General features: G+C 71.7%; 19 protein-coding genes. 12 read left to right on the top strand and 7 right to left on the bottom strand.

Annotation, left to right across the window (positions count from 1 at the left end):
• Positions 1 to 141: 141 nt before the first annotated feature.
• A complete protein-coding gene (locus AC07DF_RS16685; protein ID WP_478971290.1) occupies positions 142 to 756 on the top strand; it encodes a DUF6328 family protein in 615 nt (204 codons plus the stop codon).
• A gap of 84 nt (positions 757 to 840) precedes the next feature.
• Here AC07DF_RS16685 and AC07DF_RS16680 read toward each other — a convergent pair whose 3' ends face one another.
• Entirely contained in the window at positions 841 to 1,299 is a 459-nt protein-coding gene (locus AC07DF_RS16680; RefSeq protein ID WP_478971288.1) for an ATP-binding protein, read from the bottom strand.
• A gap of 213 nt (positions 1,300 to 1,512) precedes the next feature.
• Here AC07DF_RS16680 and AC07DF_RS16675 point away from each other — a divergent pair, with 213 nt between their 5' ends.
• Positions 1,513 to 2,373 carry a helix-turn-helix domain-containing protein gene (locus AC07DF_RS16675; protein WP_478971286.1) on the top strand — a complete coding sequence of 287 codons (861 nt, stop codon included), beginning with the start codon at positions 1,513 to 1,515 and terminating at the stop codon, positions 2,371 to 2,373.
• Positions 2,374 to 2,382: 9 nt separating this feature from the next.
• Positions 2,383 to 2,613 (top strand): DUF397 domain-containing protein, encoded by a 231-nt coding sequence (locus AC07DF_RS16670; RefSeq protein WP_478971284.1) that lies wholly within the window; start codon positions 2,383 to 2,385, stop codon positions 2,611 to 2,613.
• A gap of 66 nt (positions 2,614 to 2,679) precedes the next feature.
• On the opposite strand, the gene AC07DF_RS16665 is transcribed toward AC07DF_RS16670, so the two are convergent.
• Positions 2,680 to 3,807 carry an 8-amino-7-oxononanoate synthase gene (locus tag AC07DF_RS16665; protein ID WP_478971282.1) on the bottom strand — a complete coding sequence of 376 codons (1,128 nt, stop codon included), beginning with the start codon at positions 3,805 to 3,807 and terminating at the stop codon, positions 2,680 to 2,682.
• A 150-nt stretch (positions 3,808 to 3,957) separates the two neighbouring features.
• Here AC07DF_RS16665 and bioB point away from each other — a divergent pair, with 150 nt between their 5' ends.
• The 6 genes from bioB to AC07DF_RS16635 all read left to right on the top strand — a co-directional run bounded on the left by bioB (position 3,958) and on the right by AC07DF_RS16635 (position 9,818).
• Positions 3,958 to 5,130, top strand: a complete 1,173-nt coding sequence (gene bioB, locus AC07DF_RS16660; RefSeq protein ID WP_478971280.1) for a biotin synthase BioB — start codon at positions 3,958 to 3,960, stop codon at positions 5,128 to 5,130.
• Complete coding sequence (locus AC07DF_RS16655) at positions 5,123 to 6,418, top strand: adenosylmethionine--8-amino-7-oxononanoate transaminase (protein WP_478971278.1); 1,296 nt, start codon at positions 5,123 to 5,125, stop codon at positions 6,416 to 6,418. The genes bioB and AC07DF_RS16655 overlap by 8 nt, the downstream gene beginning before the upstream one ends.
• Position 6,419: 1 nt before the next feature.
• Complete coding sequence (bioD, locus tag AC07DF_RS16650) at positions 6,420 to 7,145, top strand: dethiobiotin synthase (protein WP_478971276.1); 726 nt, start codon at positions 6,420 to 6,422, stop codon at positions 7,143 to 7,145.
• 82 nt (positions 7,146 to 7,227) lie between these two features.
• Positions 7,228 to 8,127: a class A beta-lactamase gene (gene bla / locus AC07DF_RS16645; RefSeq protein ID WP_478971274.1), complete on the top strand. Its 900-nt coding sequence runs from the start codon at positions 7,228 to 7,230 to the stop codon at positions 8,125 to 8,127.
• A gap of 8 nt (positions 8,128 to 8,135) precedes the next feature.
• Positions 8,136 to 9,065 carry an endonuclease/exonuclease/phosphatase family protein gene (locus AC07DF_RS16640; protein ID WP_478971272.1) on the top strand — a complete coding sequence of 310 codons (930 nt, stop codon included), beginning with the start codon at positions 8,136 to 8,138 and terminating at the stop codon, positions 9,063 to 9,065.
• 78 nt (positions 9,066 to 9,143) lie between these two features.
• A complete protein-coding gene (locus AC07DF_RS16635) occupies positions 9,144 to 9,818 on the top strand; it encodes a class I SAM-dependent methyltransferase (protein WP_478971270.1) in 675 nt (224 codons plus the stop codon).
• Here the strand turns inward: AC07DF_RS16635 and AC07DF_RS16630 are convergent, their stop codons facing one another.
• Positions 9,819 to 10,193, bottom strand: coding sequence for a fic family toxin-antitoxin system, toxin component (locus tag AC07DF_RS16630; protein WP_478971268.1), 375 nt, complete (start codon positions 10,191 to 10,193; stop codon positions 9,819 to 9,821). It lies immediately after the preceding gene.
• A gap of 4 nt (positions 10,194 to 10,197) precedes the next feature.
• Positions 10,198 to 10,437: a toxin-antitoxin system HicB family antitoxin gene (locus AC07DF_RS16625; RefSeq protein WP_086560028.1), complete on the bottom strand. Its 240-nt coding sequence runs from the start codon at positions 10,435 to 10,437 to the stop codon at positions 10,198 to 10,200.
• Positions 10,438 to 10,572: 135 nt separating this feature from the next.
• Between AC07DF_RS16625 and AC07DF_RS16620 the strand changes: the two genes are divergently transcribed.
• Genes AC07DF_RS16620 through AC07DF_RS16610 form a run of 3 tightly spaced genes read left to right on the top strand, consistent with a single transcriptional unit; the run spans position 10,573 to position 14,929 of the window.
• Positions 10,573 to 11,415, top strand: coding sequence for an ABC transporter ATP-binding protein (locus AC07DF_RS16620; protein ID WP_478971265.1), 843 nt, complete (start codon positions 10,573 to 10,575; stop codon positions 11,413 to 11,415).
• Between the two features lie 3 nt (positions 11,416 to 11,418).
• On the top strand, positions 11,419 to 13,986 hold the full coding sequence (locus tag AC07DF_RS16615; protein ID WP_478971263.1) for an ABC transporter permease: 2,568 nt from the start codon (positions 11,419 to 11,421) through the stop codon (positions 13,984 to 13,986).
• A 46-nt stretch (positions 13,987 to 14,032) separates the two neighbouring features.
• Positions 14,033 to 14,929 (top strand): LLM class F420-dependent oxidoreductase, encoded by an 897-nt coding sequence (locus AC07DF_RS16610; RefSeq protein ID WP_478971261.1) that lies wholly within the window; start codon positions 14,033 to 14,035, stop codon positions 14,927 to 14,929.
• Here AC07DF_RS16610 and AC07DF_RS16605 read toward each other — a convergent pair.
• The 3 genes from AC07DF_RS16605 to AC07DF_RS16595 form a co-directional block, all read right to left on the bottom strand.
• The gene (locus tag AC07DF_RS16605) at positions 14,926 to 15,486 is read right to left on the bottom strand and encodes a dihydrofolate reductase family protein (protein WP_478971259.1); all 561 of its coding nucleotides are present in this window, start codon (positions 15,484 to 15,486) and stop codon (positions 14,926 to 14,928) included. The two genes, AC07DF_RS16610 and AC07DF_RS16605, sit on opposite strands and share 4 nt — an antisense overlap.
• A 109-nt stretch (positions 15,487 to 15,595) precedes the next feature.
• Entirely contained in the window at positions 15,596 to 16,273 is a 678-nt protein-coding gene (locus AC07DF_RS16600) for a hypothetical protein (RefSeq protein WP_478971257.1), read from the bottom strand.
• A gap of 48 nt (positions 16,274 to 16,321) precedes the next feature.
• Positions 16,322 to 18,364 (bottom strand): protein kinase domain-containing protein, encoded by a 2,043-nt coding sequence (locus AC07DF_RS16595; RefSeq protein ID WP_478971255.1) that lies wholly within the window; start codon positions 18,362 to 18,364, stop codon positions 16,322 to 16,324.
• Between the last annotated feature and the right edge of the window lie 611 nt (positions 18,365 to 18,975).

Genomic DNA, 18,975 nt, shown 5'->3' with positions numbered 1-18,975 from the left:
CCTACCCCCCCCACACCCCCCCCCCCCCCCCCCTTCCCCCCCCCCCCCCCCCCCCCCCCCCCCCCCCCCCCCCCCCCCCCCCCCCCCCCCCCCCCCCACGCCGGGAGCGTGACACGCGCTTAAGTGGTTACTCGTCACGTCATGGCCGAGCACAGTCCCTGCACCGCACGCGGCGAGACCCCACTGCAGCGCGCCGACCGCAACTTCGTCGAGCTGCTCCAAGAGCTGCGGGTCACTCAGACGGGTGTACAGATCCTGTTCGCCTTTCTGCTGTCGCTCGCCTTCACCTCGCGCTTCTCGTCCCTCGACACCACCCAGCGGGTCACCTATGTCAGCACGCTGTTGCTGGCGGTCCTGGCCGCGGCGCTGTTCACCGCGCCTGCCGCGCTGCACCGCTCGCTCTTCCAGCAGGGTGCGAAGCCCCGCATCGTGCAGGTCTCTTCGCGACTGGCCACGACCGGCCTGATCGTCCTGGTGTTCGCCTTCAGCGGTTCCGTGCTGCTGGTGGTGGACGTGACGACCAGCAGGGCCGGAGGGATCGCCGCGGGGGTGGCGACCTTCCTGGTCTGCGTCGGACTGTGGGGTGTGCTCCCCCGGCTGGTGCGGCGGGCGGAGCTGCGGGAGGAGACGGACGGCGGCTGCGAGGAGCCGGAGCCCGCCGCTGTCGAGGAGACGGCGCCCCAGGGCACCGGCAGGATCCCCGCACCGCGTCGAGGAGGAGCGTCACGCCGGGAGGTGTCGCCGCGGCGCCGGTGACAGGCTCTGCGGGGAGGGGGCGCGGAGGACGTCGGTCGCGCCGGTGGGGGTGCGGGCGCTGAGGGCCGGCACGCCGCGCTGAGGCTACGGTTCCTGCTGTCCCGCCGCCGTCACGGGCTGGGCCGGGACGGTCCACGGAAGTTCGACGGAGATGGTCTTGCCGCCCTCACGGGTGGGGCGGATCCTGAGCCTGCCGCCGCATTCGGCGGTCAGCCAGCGGATGATGACCAGACCGCGGCCGTTGTCCTGCTGGACCGCGGCGGGGAGCCGTCTGGGCAGCCGCGGGTGGCTGTCCGTGACACCGATGCGCAGCCGTTCGTCGCGGTCGAGCGCGAGGTCCACCGTGAACGTGGGTGACTGCCCGAAGGTGTGCTGGACGGCGTTGGTGGCGAGCTCGGAGATGATGAGCCGGATGGTGTCGGACACTTCCGTGCCCGCCGGCAGGCCCCACTCCGCCAGCGTGTCCACCACGTGGGCACGCGCTGCGGAGACCGAGGCGGGATCGCTCGGCAGAGTGACGGATGTTTCCAAATGGTCTGCCATGGCGACGTCGTCCCTTTCCCACGGGACCGCAGCCCGACACGGAGCGGACGGTTCGAGTACGGTCCCGGACTGGTGCTTCGCCGCCAGAGTGCCACCAGAACACCCGCGAAGGGCGGCGATCCACCAAGATATGCATATATCTGTCGCTCAAAGCGGTGAACTCTACGACGCGAGACCGTATTTGGGTGGCTCGGAAGGAGTAAGGAGAAGCCCATGCAGCACGGTCCCGCGGTGCGCCGCCGGAAACTGGGCGCCGAACTGCGCGCGCTGCGCACCTCGGCGGGCCTCACCAGCGGTGAGGCGGCCCGGCTGGTGGGCTGGCACCAGTCCAAGGTCAGCCGGATCGAGACGGGCACGAGCGGGGTGAAACCGGCCGATGTGCGGTTACTCCTCGACGCCTACGGTGTGACGGACTCCCAACTTCGCGAGCTGCTCCTGGTATTGGCGGGGTCCGACGACAGGGGCGGCAGACACCACTGGTGGCACGCCTACCGCGGGGTGCTGCCGCCGACCTACCGGGACTTCATCAGCCTGGAGTCCCAGGCCACCACGATGCGCACGCTGGAGACCACCGTCGTCCCGGGCCTGCTCCAGACGCCCGAGTACGCGCGTGCGGTGACGAAGGCGGCGGTGGAGGGGCTGCCGGAGGACCGGCTGGACACGCTGGTCGAGGTGCGACTGGCCCGGCAGGACGTACTGCGCGCGGATCCGCCGCTGGAACTGAGCGCCGTCCTGGACGAGGCCGTGCTGCGGCGGGAGGTGGGCGGGCCCGGAGTCATGACCCGGCAGCTGGAACGGCTGGTCGAGGCGGCGCGCCTGCCCCAAGTGCGGCTCCAGGTACTGCCGTTCGCCGCGGGGGCGCACATCGGCGTCACCGGCCCTTTCGTTATTTTCTCATTTTCGAGCACTTCTGATCTGAACGTAGTTGTTCTCGACCACTTGACGAGTAGCCTCTACCTCGAACGGAAAGAAGACCTCCAGGCCTACACGGAGGCCTTCAACGCCCTTCAGATCCACGCCCTTTCGCCCGAGGACTCGTTGGATTACATCGCCGGGACAGCCGCCGGCGCGTAAGGAGGCACCATGCGTGCACTGCCTCGTCATGTTCCCTCAAGCATCGAACTGCACGGTGTGCGGTGGTTGCGCAGCAGCTACAGCACCGGCGCGAACAACTGCGTCGAGACCGCGTGTCCGCAGACCCCACCCTGGGCCGGACTGCTCGCCGTGCGCGACTCCAAGGACCCGGCCGGGCCCGCGCTGCTCTTCTCACCGAGGAGCTGGGCGGAGTTCACGGCCACGGTCGACCGCATCTGACCGTTTTTGATCGGTCCCTCACCGTTCAGTCCGTCATCGTGCGACGCCCGGCCGTGTCACGCCGACTCATGGCCGCGTCTCGCCGATCAGCCGTACAGCGCGTTCGATCTGTTCCCCGGTCAGGTCCGCGCGGGCGGTCAGCCTGAGTCGTGAGATGCCGTCGGGCACGGAAGGAGGACGGAAACAGCCCACGGCCAGGCCCGCCGCGCGGCACTCGGCCGCCCAGCGCACGGCGTCCTCGGGGGAGGGCGCACGCACCGAGACCACCGCGGCGTCCGGACGTACCGCTTCCAGGCCCGCGGCGGTCAGGCGTGCGTGCAGTTCGCTCGCCACCGCGCGGGCCCGTGCCGCCTGTTCCGGTTCGCGGCGCAGCAGTCGCAGGGCCGCCAGGGCCGCCCCCGCCGCCGCGGGGGCGAGTCCGGTGTCGAAGATGAACGTCCGCGCCGCGTTGACCAGGTGGTCGATGACCCGGGCGGGGCCGAGGACGGCTCCGCCCTGGCTGCCGAGCGACTTGGACAGCGTGAGCGTGACGACGAGGTCGTCGGCGCCCGCGAGCCCCGCGGCGTACGGGGCGCCGCGGCCGCCGTCGCCGAGGACACCCAGGCCATGGGCGTCGTCGACGACCAGACCTGCCCCGTGCTCCCGGCAGGCCGCGGCGAGGGCCGCGAGCGGGGCCGCGTCGCCGTCGACCGAGAAGACCGTGTCGGACACCGTGATCGCCGTGCCCACGTGTGCCGAGAGCGCCTTGCGCACGGCGTCCGGTTCGGCGTGCGCCACCACCTGGGTCGAGCCGCGGGCCAGCCGGCAGCCGTCGATGAGCGAGGCGTGGTTGCCCGCGTCGGAGACGATCAGTGAGCCGTGCGGGGCCAGCGCGGTGACCGCCGCGAGGTTGGCCGCGTAGCCGGAGGAGAAGACGAGGGCCGCCTCGGCACCGCAGAATTCGGCCAGTTCCGCTTCCAGTTCCGCGTGCAGTTCGGTACTCCCGGTGACGAGCCGGGAGCCGGTCGAACCGCCGCCCCAGACCCGCGCGGCACGGGCCGCGCCTTCGGTGACCTCGGGGTGCCGGGCCAGTCCCAGGTAGTCGTTGCTCGCCAGATCGAGGAGCGGTGAGGCCGCCGGACGGGGGCGCAGAGTCCGAACGAGTCCGGCGCGGCGGCGCACTCGCGCCTGCTCGTCGATCCAGCCGAACGCCATGGGTGGTCCTCCGGGAATTTTGTAGGCAGTGCACAGACACTAGCGGGACCACCAGCAGGTCAGTATGTGGCAATACCCACACCTCGAAGCGACTCTGTTGTGCGAACTCTCCTTGGCCCGGAGCGGGTCCGTAGGACAGGATCGGCTCTCATGGACCTGCTGAACACGCTGGTGGACAAGGGGCTTCGGCGCGAGCTGCCGACCCGCGAAGAGGCACTCGCCGTCCTCGCGACGTCCGACGACGACCTGCTCGATGTGGTGGCCGCGGCCGGGAAGGTGCGCCGGCACTGGTTCGGCCGACGGGTGAAACTCAACTATCTCGTCAACCTGAAGTCCGGCCTGTGCCCCGAGGACTGCTCCTACTGTTCGCAGCGGCTCGGCTCCCAGGCCGGGATCCTGAAGTACACCTGGCTCAAACCCGACCAGGCCTCCGACGCGGCGGCGGCCGGTGTGGCCGGGGGCGCCAAGCGCGTGTGCCTGGTGGCCAGCGGGCGCGGTCCGACCGACCGGGACGTGGACCGGGTCTCCGACACGATCAAGGCGATCAAGGAGAACAACGAGGGCGTCGAGGTGTGCGCCTGCCTCGGGCTGCTCTCCGACGGGCAGGCCGAGCGGCTGCGCGAGGCGGGAGCCGACGCCTACAACCACAACCTCAACACGTCCGAGGCGACGTACGGGGAGATCACGACCACGCACACGTACGCCGACCGGGTCGACACGGTCGGCAAGGCGCACGCGGCGGGCCTGTCGGCCTGCTCCGGGCTGATCGCCGGCATGGGCGAGAGCGACGAGGACCTCGTGGACGTCGTCTACTCGCTGCGCGAGCTGGACCCGGACTCGGTTCCGGTCAACTTCCTGATCCCGGTCGAGGGCACCCCGCTGGCCAAGGAGTGGAACCTCACCCCGCAGCGCTGCCTCAGGATCCTGGCGATGGTGCGCTTCGTGTGCCCGGACGTCGAGGTGCGCATCGCGGGCGGCCGGGAGGTCCATCTGCGCTCGATGCAGCCGGTCGCCCTGCACCTGGCCAACTCGATCTTCCTCGGCGACTATCTGACCACCGAGGGCCAGGCGGGCAAGGCCGACCTGGAGATGATCGCGGACGCCGGGTTCGAGGTGGAGGGCACCGACCAGGTGACGCTGCCCGAGCACCGGTCCGGCGGCTGCCACGACGGCGGCGGGGTCTGCGGCTCCGAGAATTCCGGAAGCTGCGGCTCCGGCGCCGCCCCGCAGGATTCCGAGCCCCGTACGGCCGCCGATGCCCGGACCGACCTGGTCGCGGTCCGCCGCCGGGGCGCCGGTACGGACCTCGCGCCCAATGCCTGAGCGGACGGCGCCCGAGCTGACGGTGCCCGAGCTGCTGGAGCTCGACCGGCGGCATGTGTGGCATCCGTACGGCCCGATGCCCGGACGGCAGGAACCACTGGTCGTGGAGTCGGCGAGCGGGGTGCGGATGCGGCTCGCCGACGGCTCGGGAGAACTGGTCGACGGCATGTCGTCCTGGTGGTCCGCGATCCACGGCTACAACCACCCGGTGCTCAACGAGGCCGCGCGCGGGCAACTGGGGCGGATGAGCCATGTGATGTTCGGCGGGCTCACCCACGAGCCCGCCGTACGGCTGGCGAAGCTCCTTGTCGACATGTCTCCCGAAGGCCTCGAGCACGTCTTCCTCGCCGACTCGGGGTCCGTGTCGGTCGAGGTCGCGGTCAAGATGTGCCTGCAGTACTGGCGTTCGCTGGGCCGTCCCGGCAAGCGGCGGCTGCTGACCTGGCGCGGCGGCTACCACGGGGACACCTGGCAGCCGATGTCGGTGTGCGATCCCGAGGGCGGGATGCACGACCTGTGGACCGGGGTGCTCCAGCGCCAGGTGTTCGCGGACGCGCCGCCCGCCGAGTACGACGAGGCGTACGCCGAGCACCTGCGCGGCATGGTCGAGCGGCACGCCGACGAGCTGGCCGCGGTGATCGTCGAGCCGGTGGTGCAGGGAGCGGGCGGGATGCGCTTCCACTCCCCCGCCTATCTGCGGGTACTGCGCGAGGCGTGCGACGCGCACGAGGTGCTGCTCGTGTTCGACGAGATCGCGACCGGTTTCGGCCGTACGGGCGCGCTGTTCGCGGCGGAGCACGCGGCCGTGACGCCGGATGTGATGTGCCTGGGCAAGGCGCTGACCGGCGGCTATCTGACCATGGCGGCGACGCTGTGCACCGCGCGGGTGGCCGACGGCATCTCGCGGGGCGAGGTGCCGGTGCTCGCGCACGGCCCGACCTTCATGGGCAATCCGCTGGCGGCGTCCGTGGCCTGTGCCTCGATCGAGCTGCTGCTCGGCCAGGACTGGCTCACGGAGGTCAAGCGGATCGAGGCGGGGCTGCGGGACGGGCTCTCGGCGGCCTCGGAGCTGCCCGGTGTGACGGACGTGCGGGTCCTCGGCGCCATCGGGGTCGTGCAGCTGGAGCACGCCGTGGACATGAAGGCGGCCACCGAGGCGGCCGTACGCGAGGGCGTGTGGCTGCGGCCGTTCCGCGATCTGATCTACACGATGCCGCCGTACGTCACGGGCGACGCCGACGTCGCGCGGATCGCGCGGGCGGTGTGCGCGGCGGCGCGGGAGGGATGACATGTCGGTACTGGTGATCACGGGCACGGGCACGGAGGTCGGCAAGACGGTCGTGACCGCCGCCGTCGCCGCGTCGGCGAGGGCGGCCGGCCGTTCGGTGGCCGTGCTGAAGGCCGCGCAGACGGGCGTACGCCCGGACGAGCCGGGGGACGCCGCCGAGGTCGCGCGGCTCGCGGGCGCCGTGACGACGGCCGAAATCGCCCGGTACCCCGAGCCGTTGGCGCCGGCCACGGCCGCCCGCCGGGCCGGTCGTACCCCGGTGCATCCGCAGGAGGTCGCGGAAGCCGCCGCCAAGCTGGCCACCGAGCACGATCTGGTGCTGGTCGAGGGGGCGGGCGGACTGCTCGTACGGTTCGACGCGGCCGGCGGCACGCTGGCGGACGCGGCCCGGCTGCTGTCGGCGCCGGTGCTGGTCGTGGTGTCGGCGGGGCTCGGTACGTTGAACACGACGGAGCTGACAGCACGCGAACTCCGCTCCCGTGGGCTCGACCTGGCCGGCATCGTGATCGGGAGCTGGCCCGCGGCTCCCGATCTCGCCGCGCGCTGCAATCTCGCGGACCTGCCGGACGTGGCCGGAGCGCCGCTGCTGGGCTCCGTTCCCGCCGGGTCCGGGGCCCTCTCCCCCGCCGCCTTCCGGTCGGCCGCGCCGCACTGGCTGGCGCCTCGGCTGGACGGTACGTGGGACGCGGAGGCGTTCCGGGTGCGGGAGGCGCCCCCGGCGTCCTGAGTCCCGGCGGGCGCGCGGTGAAACCGACGCGGACGTGATCGCGTGTTGAACTACGTACGTGATCACCTCCGGAGGGAACGCCTTGCACGCGACACACTCACGCCCGTCCCGCCGCACGGCCCTCGCCCTGGGCGCGGCCGCCGCTCTCTCGCTCGGCGGCGGCACGGCCCACGCGTTACCCGGTACGGCCGGCGCCACCGCACGGCTGAGGGAGCTCGAACGGGAGCACACCGCCCGGCTGGGCGTCTACGCCCGCAACCTGCGCACGGGCCGGACCGTGGCCTACCGGGCCGACGAACGCTTCCCGATGGCCTCGGTGTTCAAGACGCTGGCCGCCGCAGCCGTCCTGCGGGACCTCGACCGCGACGGCGAGTTCCTGGCCAAGCGCGTCCGCTACACCCAGGACTACGTCGAGAAGTCGGGGTACTCCCCCGTCACCGAGAAGAACGTCGCGACCGGTATGACCGTCGCCGAGCTCTGCGACGCCACCATCCGCTTCAGCGACAACACCGCCGGCAATCTGCTGCTCGTGGAGCTGGGCGGCCCGACCGCCGTCACACGCTTGTGCCGTTCGATCGGTGACGGGGTCACCCGGCTCGACCGGTGGGAGCCCGAGCTCAACTCCGCGGAACCCTGGCGCCTGACCGACACGACCTCCCCGCGCGCCATCGGGCTGACCTACGCCCGTCTGGTGCTCGGCGACGCGCTGGAGCCGAGGGACCGCGCGCGGCTCACCGACTGGCTGCTGCGCAACACCACCAGCACCGAGAAGTTCCGCAAGGCGCTGCCCGCCGACTGGCTGGTCGCCGACAAGACCGGCGGAGGACGGTACGGCAGCAACAACGACGTGGGCATCACCTGGCCGCCGGACGGTTCGCCGATCGTGATGTCCGTCCTGACCACCCAGCCGGAGGAGGACGCCCCGGCCGACAACCCGCTGGTGGCCGAGGCAGCCGCGTTGCTGGCGTCGGAACTCGGCTAGGACGCGGGGTGAGGGGTGGCCGGTCGGGGGACGCCTGGCTCGTCGCGGGCGCCGTCGGTGTCGCCGGGCTGCTGGCCCTGCACTCCGCCGTGCCCAACGGGGTCGGGCGGCTCGGAAGCCTCCTGGAGACGTTCCTGCCGTGGCCGGGTGTGGCCGTGCCTGTGCTCGGTGGCCTCGCCGCGCTCAAGCGGTCGAAGGCGGGGCTGCTCGCCTGCCTGGCCCCGGTGGCCGTCTGGCTCTGGATGTTCGGCGGGCTGTGGTTCTCCTCGCCCCCGGAGTCCTACGACCTGACGGTCGTGCAGCACAACGTGGCCGATGACAACGCCGACCACTCCGGCACCGCTCGGGCTCTGCGCGCCTCGGGTGCGGAGCTGGTGGCCGTCGAGGAGCTGACGCCCGCCGCACGGCCCGCCTACCAGGACGTCCTGGGCGCCTTGCGGCCACACCGGGCGGTCCACGGGACGGTGGGTCTGTGGTCGGCCTGGCCCCTGTCGGACGTACGGCCCGTGGACATCCGGCCGGAGGGCTTTCCGGAGAGCTGGCAGCGCGGCCTGCGGGCCACGGTGTCCGCACCCGGTGGAAAGCTCGCCGTGTACGTGGTCCATCTGCCGTCCGTCCGTCTGGGCCCGACGGGTCTGACGTCGGCGGCCCGTGACGAGAGCGCGGCACTGCTCGGGGCACGGATCGCGGACGACCCGGCCGACCGGCTGCTGCTGGTCGGCGACCTCAACGGCACGGTGCAGGACCGGGGGCTCGGGCCGCTCACCTCCCGGCTGGACGCCCCTCCTTCGGGGTTCGCGTTCAGCTGGCCGGCCTCTTTTCCGGTGGCGCGGATCGACCAGGTGCTGGGGAGAGGGGCCGAGGTGACGGAGGTGTCCGCCCTGGACGCCACCGGGAGTGATCACCTTCCGGTGCTCGGCCGGGTCCGTCCGGGCTAGCCGGGATGGCGGCGGCAGGGGTGCGCGGGGGCCCCGCGGGGGACAATCCCCGTAGGTCCGCCTAGCAGGGAGGTCTCCATGCCGCTCCGCTCCGGCAAGGTGCCGCGGGATGCCGTGCACCATCCGCTGTTCGCCCGCTGCTACGCCCGGGTCAGCGTCACCGCCGAGACCCGGATGGGCGTGGGCCGGATGCGCGAGAGACTGCTCGCCGGGCTGTCCGGGCGGGTGCTCGAGATCGGCGCGGGCAACGGTCTGAACTTCGCGCACTACCCGGGCACCGTCTCGGAGGTCGTGGCCATCGAGCCGGAGCGGCGGCTGCGGCAGCTGGCCGTGGAGGCCGCCCTGCGCGCCGAGGTGCCGGTGGACGTGGTGCCGGGTGCGGCCGAGGCGCTGCCGGTCAAGAGCGAGGGCTTCGACGCGGCGGTGGTGTCGCTGGTGCTGTGCAGTGTGCGGGACGTGCCCCGGGCGCTCGGGGAGCTCCGGCGGGTGCTGCGGCCGGGCGGCGAGGTGCGGTTCTTCGAGCACGGCCGGGGCGGCGGCCGGGTGATGACCTTCAGCCAGCGCGCGCTGGACCGGACGGTGTGGCCGGTTCTGAGCGGGGGCTGCCATCTGTCGCGGGAGCCGGTACGGGCGCTGCGCGACGCCGGTTTCGAACTCGGCCCCTACCGGCAGGTGCTGATGCCGGAGCAGGGGCCGGCCCTGCCCGCGTCCTACTGCGTACTGGGCACGGCATGGCGCCCGGTCAGCTCCTAGTCACAGGCTCCACTGGCGCAGCTCCCGCTCGATGTCCCGCACCGACGCCTCGCCGCTCTTGACGAGCTTGGCGAGGTCGCGGACCTGCTCGGGCGAGGTGACGACCTTGGCGCCGCTGGCCACGAGATACGCGTAGGCGACGGCGGAGGCGAACAGCGCGTTGGAGCGCTCCAGCGCGGGGACGTGGATCAGGAGCTGGAGCAGCGCCGCGGCGCGGGCGTGCGGGCTGTCGTAGACGGGGACGTCGAATATGGCGGCCTGGTGGCGTGCGACGGCGGCGACGAGGGCTCCCCAGTCGGTGACCTGGGGGTCTCCCGGGGTCTTGTGCTCGGCGAGCATCAGCAGCCAGGCGAGATCGATCTGGAGGTTGTTCAAGGGATCAGTGACGACCTTCGCGCGTGCCCTCCCGGTCCCCGCCGAACTCCTCGGCGAAGACGGACTCGTACTGCTTCATGAAGTCGGCGGCGGCCTCCACGAAGGTGTGGCCCACCTCGCCGGTGTCCTGTCTGACCAGCTCTTCGATGTAGCGGTTGACGCTCATGCCGCGGGCCAGGGCGCGTTCGCGGGCGGCCCGGGCAGTGCCCTCGTCCACTCGCACGTTCAGCTGGGTCTTCGCCATACCTCGACGCTAGCGCGGAGACGCTAGCACCGGCAAGGCCGGGACTCCGACTCGCGGAGGATACCGAGTGTGGGCCGCGTCACATTACCCTCGGGCAAGACGACGCAGTCCGGATATCCACCCGAGGAGGCGGCCTTGTCCACACCTGCTGCGGAGCACGCCCCCGGCCTCCCGTCGGCCGACGGGATCGCGGCCCGCGCCCGCGGTCTGACCAAGGCGTACGGCTCCGGCGAGACGACCGTGCTCGCGCTGGACTCGGTGGACGTGGATGTCGCGCGGGGCCGGTTCACCGCCGTGATGGGGCCGTCGGGCTCCGGGAAGTCCACGCTGATGCACTGCCTGGCGGGGCTCGACACCGTCTCGGCCGGCCAGGTGTGGCTCGGCGACACGGAGATCACGGGACTGAAGGAACGCGAGCTGACGCGGCTGCGCCGGGACCGGATCGGATTCATGTTCCAGTCGTTCAACCTCATCCCCACCCTGAACGCGCTGGAGAACATCACCCTGCCCATGGACATCGCGGGCAGGAAGCCCGACGAGAAGTGGCTGGACCAGGTCATCGACACCCTGGGCCTGCGGGACCGGCTCAGTCACCGGCCGTCGCAGCTCTCCGGCGGCCAGCAGCAGCGCGTGGCCTGTGCGCGGGCTCTTGCCTCGCGGCCCGAGCTGATCTTCGCGGACGAGCCGACCGGCAATCTCGACTCGCGGGCCGGTCTGGAGGTGCTCGGCTTTCTGCGCGAGGCGGTGGACCAGCTGGGCCAGACGGTCGTCATGGTCACCCACGACCCCGGCGCCGCCGCCCACTCGGACCTGGTGCTCTTCCTCGGGGACGGGCGGATCGTCGACGAGATGCCGCGGCCGACGGCGGAGGCCGTGCTGGAGCGCATGCGCCTCTTCACCGGGGGTGCCCCCCAGACCCCCGGGTTCGACACGATCCGCACCCGGTTCGAGGACACCCCGGCCGCCGAGGAGAACTGACCCGTGCTCAAGGCGACCCTGAGAAGCTTCCTGGCGTACAAGGGGCGGCTGCTGCTCTCCGCGCTCGCCGTTCTGCTGTCCGTCGCGTTCGTCGCGGGCAGCCTGATCTTCTCGGACACGGTCAGCCGTACGTTCGACCGGCTGTTCGCCTCCACCGCGGCCGATGTCACGGTCAGCCCGAAGGAGGGCCTCGACGAGGCGGTGCCCTCCGGCCGGACGGCCACCCTGCCGGCCGCGCTCGCCGCACGCGTGCGGCAGGTCGACGGGGTCGCGGCGGCCCGGCCAGAGGTGGACGTGGAGGGCCTCACGGTCGCCGACGAGGACAACGAGCCGGTGGGCCCGACCACCGGGGCTCCCACGCTCGGCACCGCCTGGAACCCGACCGAGCGCAGCCCCGTGGAGCTGACCTCCGGCCACGCCCCGCGCGGTCCGGCCGAGGCGCTGCTCGACTCGGAGACCGCCGGCCGCAAGGACGTGCGCATCGGGGACACCCTCACCGTGATCGCGCCGCCCGGGTCGTTCAAGGTCCGGGTCGTCGGCATCGTCACGTTCACCACCACCAACCCCGGCGCCGCCCTGGTCTTCTTCGACACCCGGACCGCGCAGACGAAGCTGCTGGGCAGCCCGGGGGGCGCCACCAGCATCGCGGTCGACGCGGCGGAGGGCGTGAGCGACGCGCAGCTCAAGCAGCGCGTGGCCGCCGCGCTGGGCGCGCACACCTACGACTTCAGGACGGCCGGCGAGCAGGCCGAGTCGGACGTCGAGCAGCTGGGCGGATTCCTCGACGTCATCAAGTACGTGATGGTCGGGTTCGCCGGGATCGCCGTGCTGGTGGGCGTGTTCCTGATCGTCAACACCTTCTCCATGCTCATCGCCCAGCGCACCCGCGAGCTGGGGCTGCTGCGCGCGCTCGGCGCCGACCGGCGCCAGGTCCGCCGCTCGGTCCTCGTCGAAGCCCTCCTGCTCGGTCTGGTCGGCTCCACGCTGGGGCTCGCGGCCGGGATCGGGCTGGCGGCCGGGCTCATCGAACTGATGGGCCTGCTCGGCATGAACATCGACGCCGGCGAGATGGTCATCGGCTGGGTGACGCCCGTGACGGCGTACGTCGTCGGACTCGGGGTCACCTTCGTCGCCGCGTACCTCCCGGCGCGGCGGGCCGCGGGGGTCTCGCCGATGGCCGCGCTCTCCGACGCCGAGGTCGCCGGGGTGGGCCGGCCGCTGCGGGTGCGCGCGGTGGCGGGCGCGGTCGTCGGGGCGGCCGGGGCCGCGGCGCTCGCGGGGTGCGCGGCGGCGACCCGGACCTCGTCGGCGGCGTCGCTGCTGGGGCTGGGTGTCGTCCTGACCCTGATCGCCACCGTGATCGCGGGTCCGCTGCTGGTGCGCCCGGTGATCCGCGTGCTCGGCGCGGCCTTCCCCGCGCTGTTCGGGTCGATCGGCCGGATGAGCCAGCGCAACGCCCTGCGCAACCCCCGCCGTACCGGGGCCACCGCGGCGGCCCTGATGGTGGGTCTCGCCCTGGTGGGCGGGATGTCGGTGGCGAGCGCCTCGATGACCAGGTCGTTCGACCAGCAGATCGACAAGACGCTGGGCGCCGACTTCGTGATCCAGAACACCAACTTCCTGCCGTTCCCGAAGGAGGTCACCGACGAGGTGCGCGGCACCGACGGGGTGGGCCTGGTCGTGCGGGGGCGGTTCACACCGGTCGCGGTGCGGCTTCCGGACGGCGACCGCGTGGAGACGACCGCCGCGGGCTACGATCCGCGGCTCGACGAGGTCGCCAACATCACCTACGCGCAAGGGGACTCCGCGGCGGCGCTCGCGGCCGGGCACCTGGCCATGGACCGGGAATTCGCGCGCGACCACGACGTACGTGTGGGCAGCACCGTCCCGGTGGAGTTCCAGGGCGGACGCAGAGCCGAGCTGACGGTCGGTGCCCTCACCGACCAGGACTCCGCCGAGGGGTTCGGCACACAGGGCGGGCTCTACTTCGGCCTCGCCACCCTGGAGCGGTACGCGCCGGGCGGCCAGGACTCGGCGGTGTACGTCAACGCCGCCCCCGGCACGAGCGACGACGAGCTGCGCGCGCACCTGGAGCGCACCCTGGATCCGTACCCGCAGGTGCAGGTGCGGGACCTGGCCGACTACAAGCAGCTGGTGCACGACCAGATCGCCGTCCTGCTGTACCTGGTGTACGCGCTGCTGGGGCTGGCGATCATCATCGCGGTGCTCGGTGTGGTCAACACCCTCGCCCTGTCGGTCGTCGAGCGCACCCGGGAGATCGGGCTGCTGCGGGCGATCGGGCTGGCCCGGCGTCAGCTGCGGCGGATGATCCGGCTGGAGTCGGTGGTGATCGCGGTGTTCGGCGCGGTCCTGGGGCTCGCGCTGGGGCTGGTGTGGGGCGTGTGCACCCAGCAGGTGCTGGCGCTCCAGGGCATGACGGCCCTCGCGATCCCGTGGGGCACGATCGTCGCGGTGGTGATCGGCTCAGCGGTGGTGGGCGTGGTGGCCGCGCTGCTGCCGGCGTTGCGCGCATCCCGCATGAATGTACTGGCGGCCATCGCGCACGAGTGATGGAATCGCGGCAGTCGCTCAAGTCCCTTCACGGTGAGGAGAGTTCATGCCGCGCCCGTTCCGTTTCGGAATCAACATGCTCACGGCCGCCCCTGGCGAGGAGTGGCGCGCCAAGTGCCGCCGGGCCGAGGAGCTCGGCTACGACGTGATCCTCGTCCCCGACCATCTGGGCATGCCCGCGCCCTTCCCCGCGCTGGTGGCGGCGGCCGAGGCGACCGAGCGGCCGAGGCTCGGCACCTTCACGCTCAACGCCGGATTCTGGAATCCGGCGCTGCTGGCCCGCGAGGTCGCGACGACGGACGCGCTGACGGGCGGGCGTCTGGAGCTCGGGATCGGCACCGGCTACGCACGGGAGGAACACGAGTCGGCCGGGCTGCCGTTCGGCTCGCCGGGCGAGCGGGTGGACCATCTGCGGCGCACCGTAGAGGAGTTGGAGCGCCTGCTGGCCTCCGAGGAGCACCAGCCGCAGACGGCGCAGCGGCCACGGGTGCCGCTGCTGGTCGGCGGGAACGGCGACCGGATGCTGCGGCTGGCCGCCGAGCACGCCGACATAGCGGCGTTCACCGGTGCGCGCACGGCACCCGGCAGCACGACGGGGCAGTTGACACCGATCAGCGCGGACGATCTCGAGGAGCGCGTGGCACGGTATCTGAAGTTCGCGGAGGGCCGCGCGGAGCCGGCCGAGCTGAATCTGCTCGTGCAGGTGGTGATCGGCACCGAGGACCGCGAGGCCGCCATCCAGCCGTTGCTGGACCACGTACCGGGCCTGACGGCGAATGAGGTGCTGGAGCTTCCCGTCACCCTGGTCGGCACGCTGGACGAGATCACCGACCAGGTCCTGTCCCGGCGCGAGCGCTACGGCTTCACGTACCTGACCATCCTGGAGCCGTACATGGAGGCGTTCGCGCCGGTCATCGAACGGTTGCGCGGACAGGCCGGCTAGCGCGTCACACGGTGGCGAAGGTAGACGACTCTCGAAGCGAAGGTGCGGCTCTCGACGAGTTCGAGATCCACCCGGCGCTCGTGCCGGGGGAAGTACGGGATGCCACCGCCGACCAGCACCGGATAGACCATGGTCCGGTACTCGTCGATCAGGCCCGCCCCGGCCGCCTCGGCGGCGAGAGTCGCACCGCCGATCGCGATCTCACCCTCCCCCGGCTCGGCCCGCAGCCGCTCGATCTCCTCCGCCACGCCGCCGGAAGCCAGGCGGGCGTGGCCCTGCACCGTGGACAGCGTGGTGGAGAACACCACCTTGGGGAGCGGCTTCCAGAGCGCGGCCCATTCGTGCCCCGCGTCGTCGAGCGAGGGATCCTGGTCGGCGGTCTCCCAGTACAGCATCGTCTCGTACAGCCGCCGTCCCATCAGGTGGACGCCGACCCCTCGGATCTCGTCGATCCAGAAGCGAAAGACCTCCTCGGGCAACCCCCAGTCGAAGTCGCCGTCCGGCCCGGCGATGTAGCCGTCGAGTGACACGCTCATCGAATAGGTCACGCTGCGCATCAGCAGTCCTCCTCGGTGTCGGGTTCGACAGTACGACCGCCGTACGCCGCGGGACCCGTCGCGACTCGCGGGATCCCCGGGCCGAGCCGGCCGGGCCGGCCGTGCCGGATCAGCGGCAGGTATAGGCGAAGGACGCGGACGCCGTGTGCCGGCTGGGGGACGTGATGACCAGCCGCGCTGTCGCCTTGCTGGTGCCCTTGCCGTGGAAGGTCCACAGCAGGCGGAGGCGTGTCTCGTCCTGTCCTGTACCCAGCCGCTCTTCGCGCGGACCCGAGGCGGTGCCGTCACTGCGGTGCCACTCATAGGTGAGCGTGCCGGCCGCCCCGTTGGTTCCCACCACCGCCACCACCTCGGCTGTCCCGTCGCACTGGACGACGCTGCTCGTCCGTGCCGTCACCTGGGTGATCCGCAGGTCCGCCGTCTGACGTTGCCAGAACAGCCAGGCCAGCACGATCGCCAGGACGGCCGCCGCCAGGCGGTATCTGCGGAGCCGGTGCAGTCGGCCGCGGGGCTGCTGCCGGCTCTTGTGCCGCGCCGTGCCGCGCCAGGTGTCGACGGCGGTGTCCGTCAGCCCCAGGGGCGGGACGCCCGGTCCAAAGTGCAGGACCTCGGACTCGGGCGCCGGCTCGGTACTGGTCCAGTGGTCGTCGAGGACGGTCGGAACGTAGGTGGCGTCGTCGTCGACGTCCCTGATGGTCGGTTGCACATCCGGGTCCTGCAGGGTCGGCTCCAGGCCCGGATCCGGTAAGTCCCACGGCACCACCGGACGCTCGCCGTGGTCCGTCATCCTCGCCCCTCCGTTCAGCTCGCTCTCACAGGCTCCGGTGGACCGGCATCAGCCGGGCTCGCCCTCGACGGCCGCCGGAGCGCCTTGCCGCGGGGTCACTTGGGGCGTCGAAGCGGAACCCGTGCCGGCGCCGCCGGCGGAGTTGCCGGTGCCGGTGCTGCTCTGGCTGGTGGTGCTGAGCGACTGCGAGCTGGAGATGAGCTTCGAGCTCTCCTGCGCACCGGCAGTGGCGCCGGTGTCAGTGCCTGGGCCCACGTTGGCGCCTTGATGGGTGCCGGGGTTGTGCGTCCGGTGGTTGCCCGGTCCAGGGTTGCCGGTCCCGGGGTTGCCCGGTCCGGGGTTGTCCGGCCCGGGGTTGCCCGTCCCCGGGTTGTCCGGCCCGGGGTTGCCCGTCCCCGGGTTGCCCGGTCCTGGGTTGTCCGGCCCGGGGTTGCCCGTCCCCGGGTTGCCCGGTCCAGGGTTGTCCGGCCCGGGGTTGCCCGTGCCCGGGTTGCCCGGTCCTGGGTTGTCCGGGCCGGGGTTGCCACCCGTCCCCGGGTTGCCCGGTCCAGGGCTGTCCGGCCCGGGGTTGGTGCCCGTCCCCGGGTTGCCCGTCCCGCCGTTCCGCTCGTCGGTGTTCCCACCGCCAGGGGGGTTCGTGCCGGTGTGATCGGTGTCGTTCTCCGAGCGGGTGTTCTCGTGGGTGCGGTCGGTGTCGGCCCGGGTGCCGGTCTCCACGTGGCCGCGGGTCTCGGTGTCGCCGGTGCTGGTGCCGTCTTCCGTGCCGGTACCCGCGTCGGGGTTCGTTCCGGTGTCGCCGTCCCCCCTGTTCCTGACCGTGTCGGAGCCGGTGTCACCCGTCTGGGCCCTCGGCTCCGGGCCGCTGTCCTGCGCGCCAGACGTGCCGGTGCTGCCGGAGTCCAAAACCGGCCCGCTCGTGCGGCTGGGCTCGGCGCTCCGCGCCTCCTCCGCCGAACCGGTGTCCTTCCGTACGTCGAGCGTGGTGACGGCCTGCGCGTGAGCACCAGCGTGCGCTTCGGGCCCACCCGTCCAGCCGCTGGGCGCCAGACTCAGCAGCCCCGCCACCGCCACCGCGGCCGCGCCGGTGAGCACATCGCCCCGCCTGTGCAGCCGACCGCGGCGCCGTGCGGTCAGCACGGTACGGGCCAGTTCGGCCGAGGAGCCCACCAGACGAGCGTCCAGGCGTGAGATCGCCGGTGGCACCAGGGCCGCCGCCACCGCGGCCAGCCGACTCTGGCCGCGTTCCTCCCAGTCGGGTCCGTACGCGTTCCCGGCCACCCACTCCAGTTCCCGCAGGAAGTCGAGGGCATTCGGGGGCCGGAGCGCCGGGTCCTTGGCCATGCCGTAGCGGATCAGCCCGCGTACCTCTCCCGGCACCCGGTCGACGGGCACGGGCTCCTCGGCGTGCTGGCGCAGGAAGTCATAGGGTTCCGGCCCCTCGAACGGGCGCACGCCGGTAAGGCACTCGTAGAGGGTGGCGGTCGCCGCATACACATCGCCGGCGGGGGTGGCGGCCTCCATTTTCCACTGTTCCGGAGGCATGTAGGCACAGGTACCGCACAAGTCGTGGCGGTCGCCGGTGCGCGCGGCAATTCCGAAGTCCACCAGCTTGGTCCGGCCGTCCCAGTTCACCAGCACGTTTTCGGGCTTGTAGTCGCGGTGCACCACGCCGACGCCGTGCGCGGCGGCCAGCCCGAACAGGGACCCTTTCAGCACCACGAGTGCGGCCTCGGGATGTGTGGGTCCCTTCTTCAGGAGGGCGCGGAGTGCGGCGCCGTAAACGAGTTCCATGACGATGGCCGCGCCCTGCTCGGCTTCGACGTACTCGTAGAGACGGGTCACATGAGGCGATGTCAGGTCACTGAGAAGCCGCGCCTCGGTTCGCAAAGCAGTGCGAAATTCCGACTTCGAACACAGTTCCTCATTGAGGTACTTGATAGCGACGTTCCGGCCGGTCGCGACATGGCGGGCGACCACCACCCGACCGCTACCGCCTTTGCCCAGCTTCTTCAGATCGACATAGCCAGGGACGGTCCATGAATCGCCACCCCAGCCCCCTTTACACCCGTCGCGCTCACTCGCTCCTGTCACAGTTCCCCCTGAAGTTCAGTCGTACGGAGGCTTCTCCGGCAAGAATTCTCCCAACGGGAAAAGATCCAATGCGGCGAAAAATTTCACAGTTCTGCAACCGTTATCGCTGACGTTAATTCAAGCAGCAGCGACGAAAGGGCTTTTGATGCGGCGGGGCAGAACTGTGATGCGCTTGTGGTGGTTGCGGGCCGGTATTTTGCTCCAGCTCGGGGCCCGGAGGACCTCACGGCCACGCCAGAGCGCGACCCTCGGGGGTGTCCACACGACACCTTCCGGACAGATCCAGTGAGCCGCCGCCCTCCCGGGACCCCTGATCCGCTCCAGGGCCACACCCGTAAGAAGGCCCGCATGACGCGTTCTCGCACGTGCGCGGCCTGCACACCTGACAGCTGCCCAGAGGGTCGGCGTCGCGGCGGCCGTGGGTGGTCACCGGTCGGTGGATCTTGCCTCAAACCTTGAACACAAATTGCACACACCCTCTCTCCATACTGGCCCCGATGGTCTAGATTGACCGTGCTTCAGCTGTTCGGGCACGAGGCGACCCTTAATGATCTATAGGTCCGGCGCTGCACAAAGCCAGTTGGGACGGGCGAGTCCGCTGCCGCCGGGGT

This window comes from Streptomyces sp. NPDC044719, assembly GCF_056433405.1.
The sequence above is the reverse complement of the archived record's forward strand: the minus strand, read 5'-3'. Positions and strand labels throughout refer to the sequence as shown.

Bases quoted from the DNA above. Each gene is read 5' to 3' on its own strand.
- AC07DF_RS16685 (WP_478971290.1), top strand. From the start codon at position 142: ATGGCCGAGCACAGTCCCTGCACCGCACGCGGCGAGACCCCACTGCAG.
- AC07DF_RS16680 (WP_478971288.1), bottom strand. From the start codon at position 1,299: ATGGCAGACCATTTGGAAACATCCGTCACTCTGCCGAGCGATCCCGCC.
- AC07DF_RS16675 (WP_478971286.1), top strand. From the start codon at position 1,513: ATGCAGCACGGTCCCGCGGTGCGCCGCCGGAAACTGGGCGCCGAACTG.
- AC07DF_RS16670 (WP_478971284.1), top strand. From the start codon at position 2,383: ATGCGTGCACTGCCTCGTCATGTTCCCTCAAGCATCGAACTGCACGGT.
- AC07DF_RS16665 (WP_478971282.1), bottom strand. From the start codon at position 3,807: ATGGCGTTCGGCTGGATCGACGAGCAGGCGCGAGTGCGCCGCCGCGCC.
- bioB (WP_478971280.1), top strand. From the start codon at position 3,958: ATGGACCTGCTGAACACGCTGGTGGACAAGGGGCTTCGGCGCGAGCTG.
- AC07DF_RS16655 (WP_478971278.1), top strand. From the start codon at position 5,123: ATGCCTGAGCGGACGGCGCCCGAGCTGACGGTGCCCGAGCTGCTGGAG.
- bioD (WP_478971276.1), top strand. From the start codon at position 6,420: ATGTCGGTACTGGTGATCACGGGCACGGGCACGGAGGTCGGCAAGACG.
- AC07DF_RS16635 (WP_478971270.1), top strand. From the start codon at position 9,144: ATGCCGCTCCGCTCCGGCAAGGTGCCGCGGGATGCCGTGCACCATCCG.
- AC07DF_RS16625 (WP_086560028.1), bottom strand. From the start codon at position 10,437: ATGGCGAAGACCCAGCTGAACGTGCGAGTGGACGAGGGCACTGCCCGG.
- AC07DF_RS16610 (WP_478971261.1), top strand. From the start codon at position 14,033: ATGCCGCGCCCGTTCCGTTTCGGAATCAACATGCTCACGGCCGCCCCT.
- AC07DF_RS16605 (WP_478971259.1), bottom strand. From the start codon at position 15,486: ATGCGCAGCGTGACCTATTCGATGAGCGTGTCACTCGACGGCTACATC.
- AC07DF_RS16600 (WP_478971257.1), bottom strand. From the start codon at position 16,273: ATGACGGACCACGGCGAGCGTCCGGTGGTGCCGTGGGACTTACCGGAT.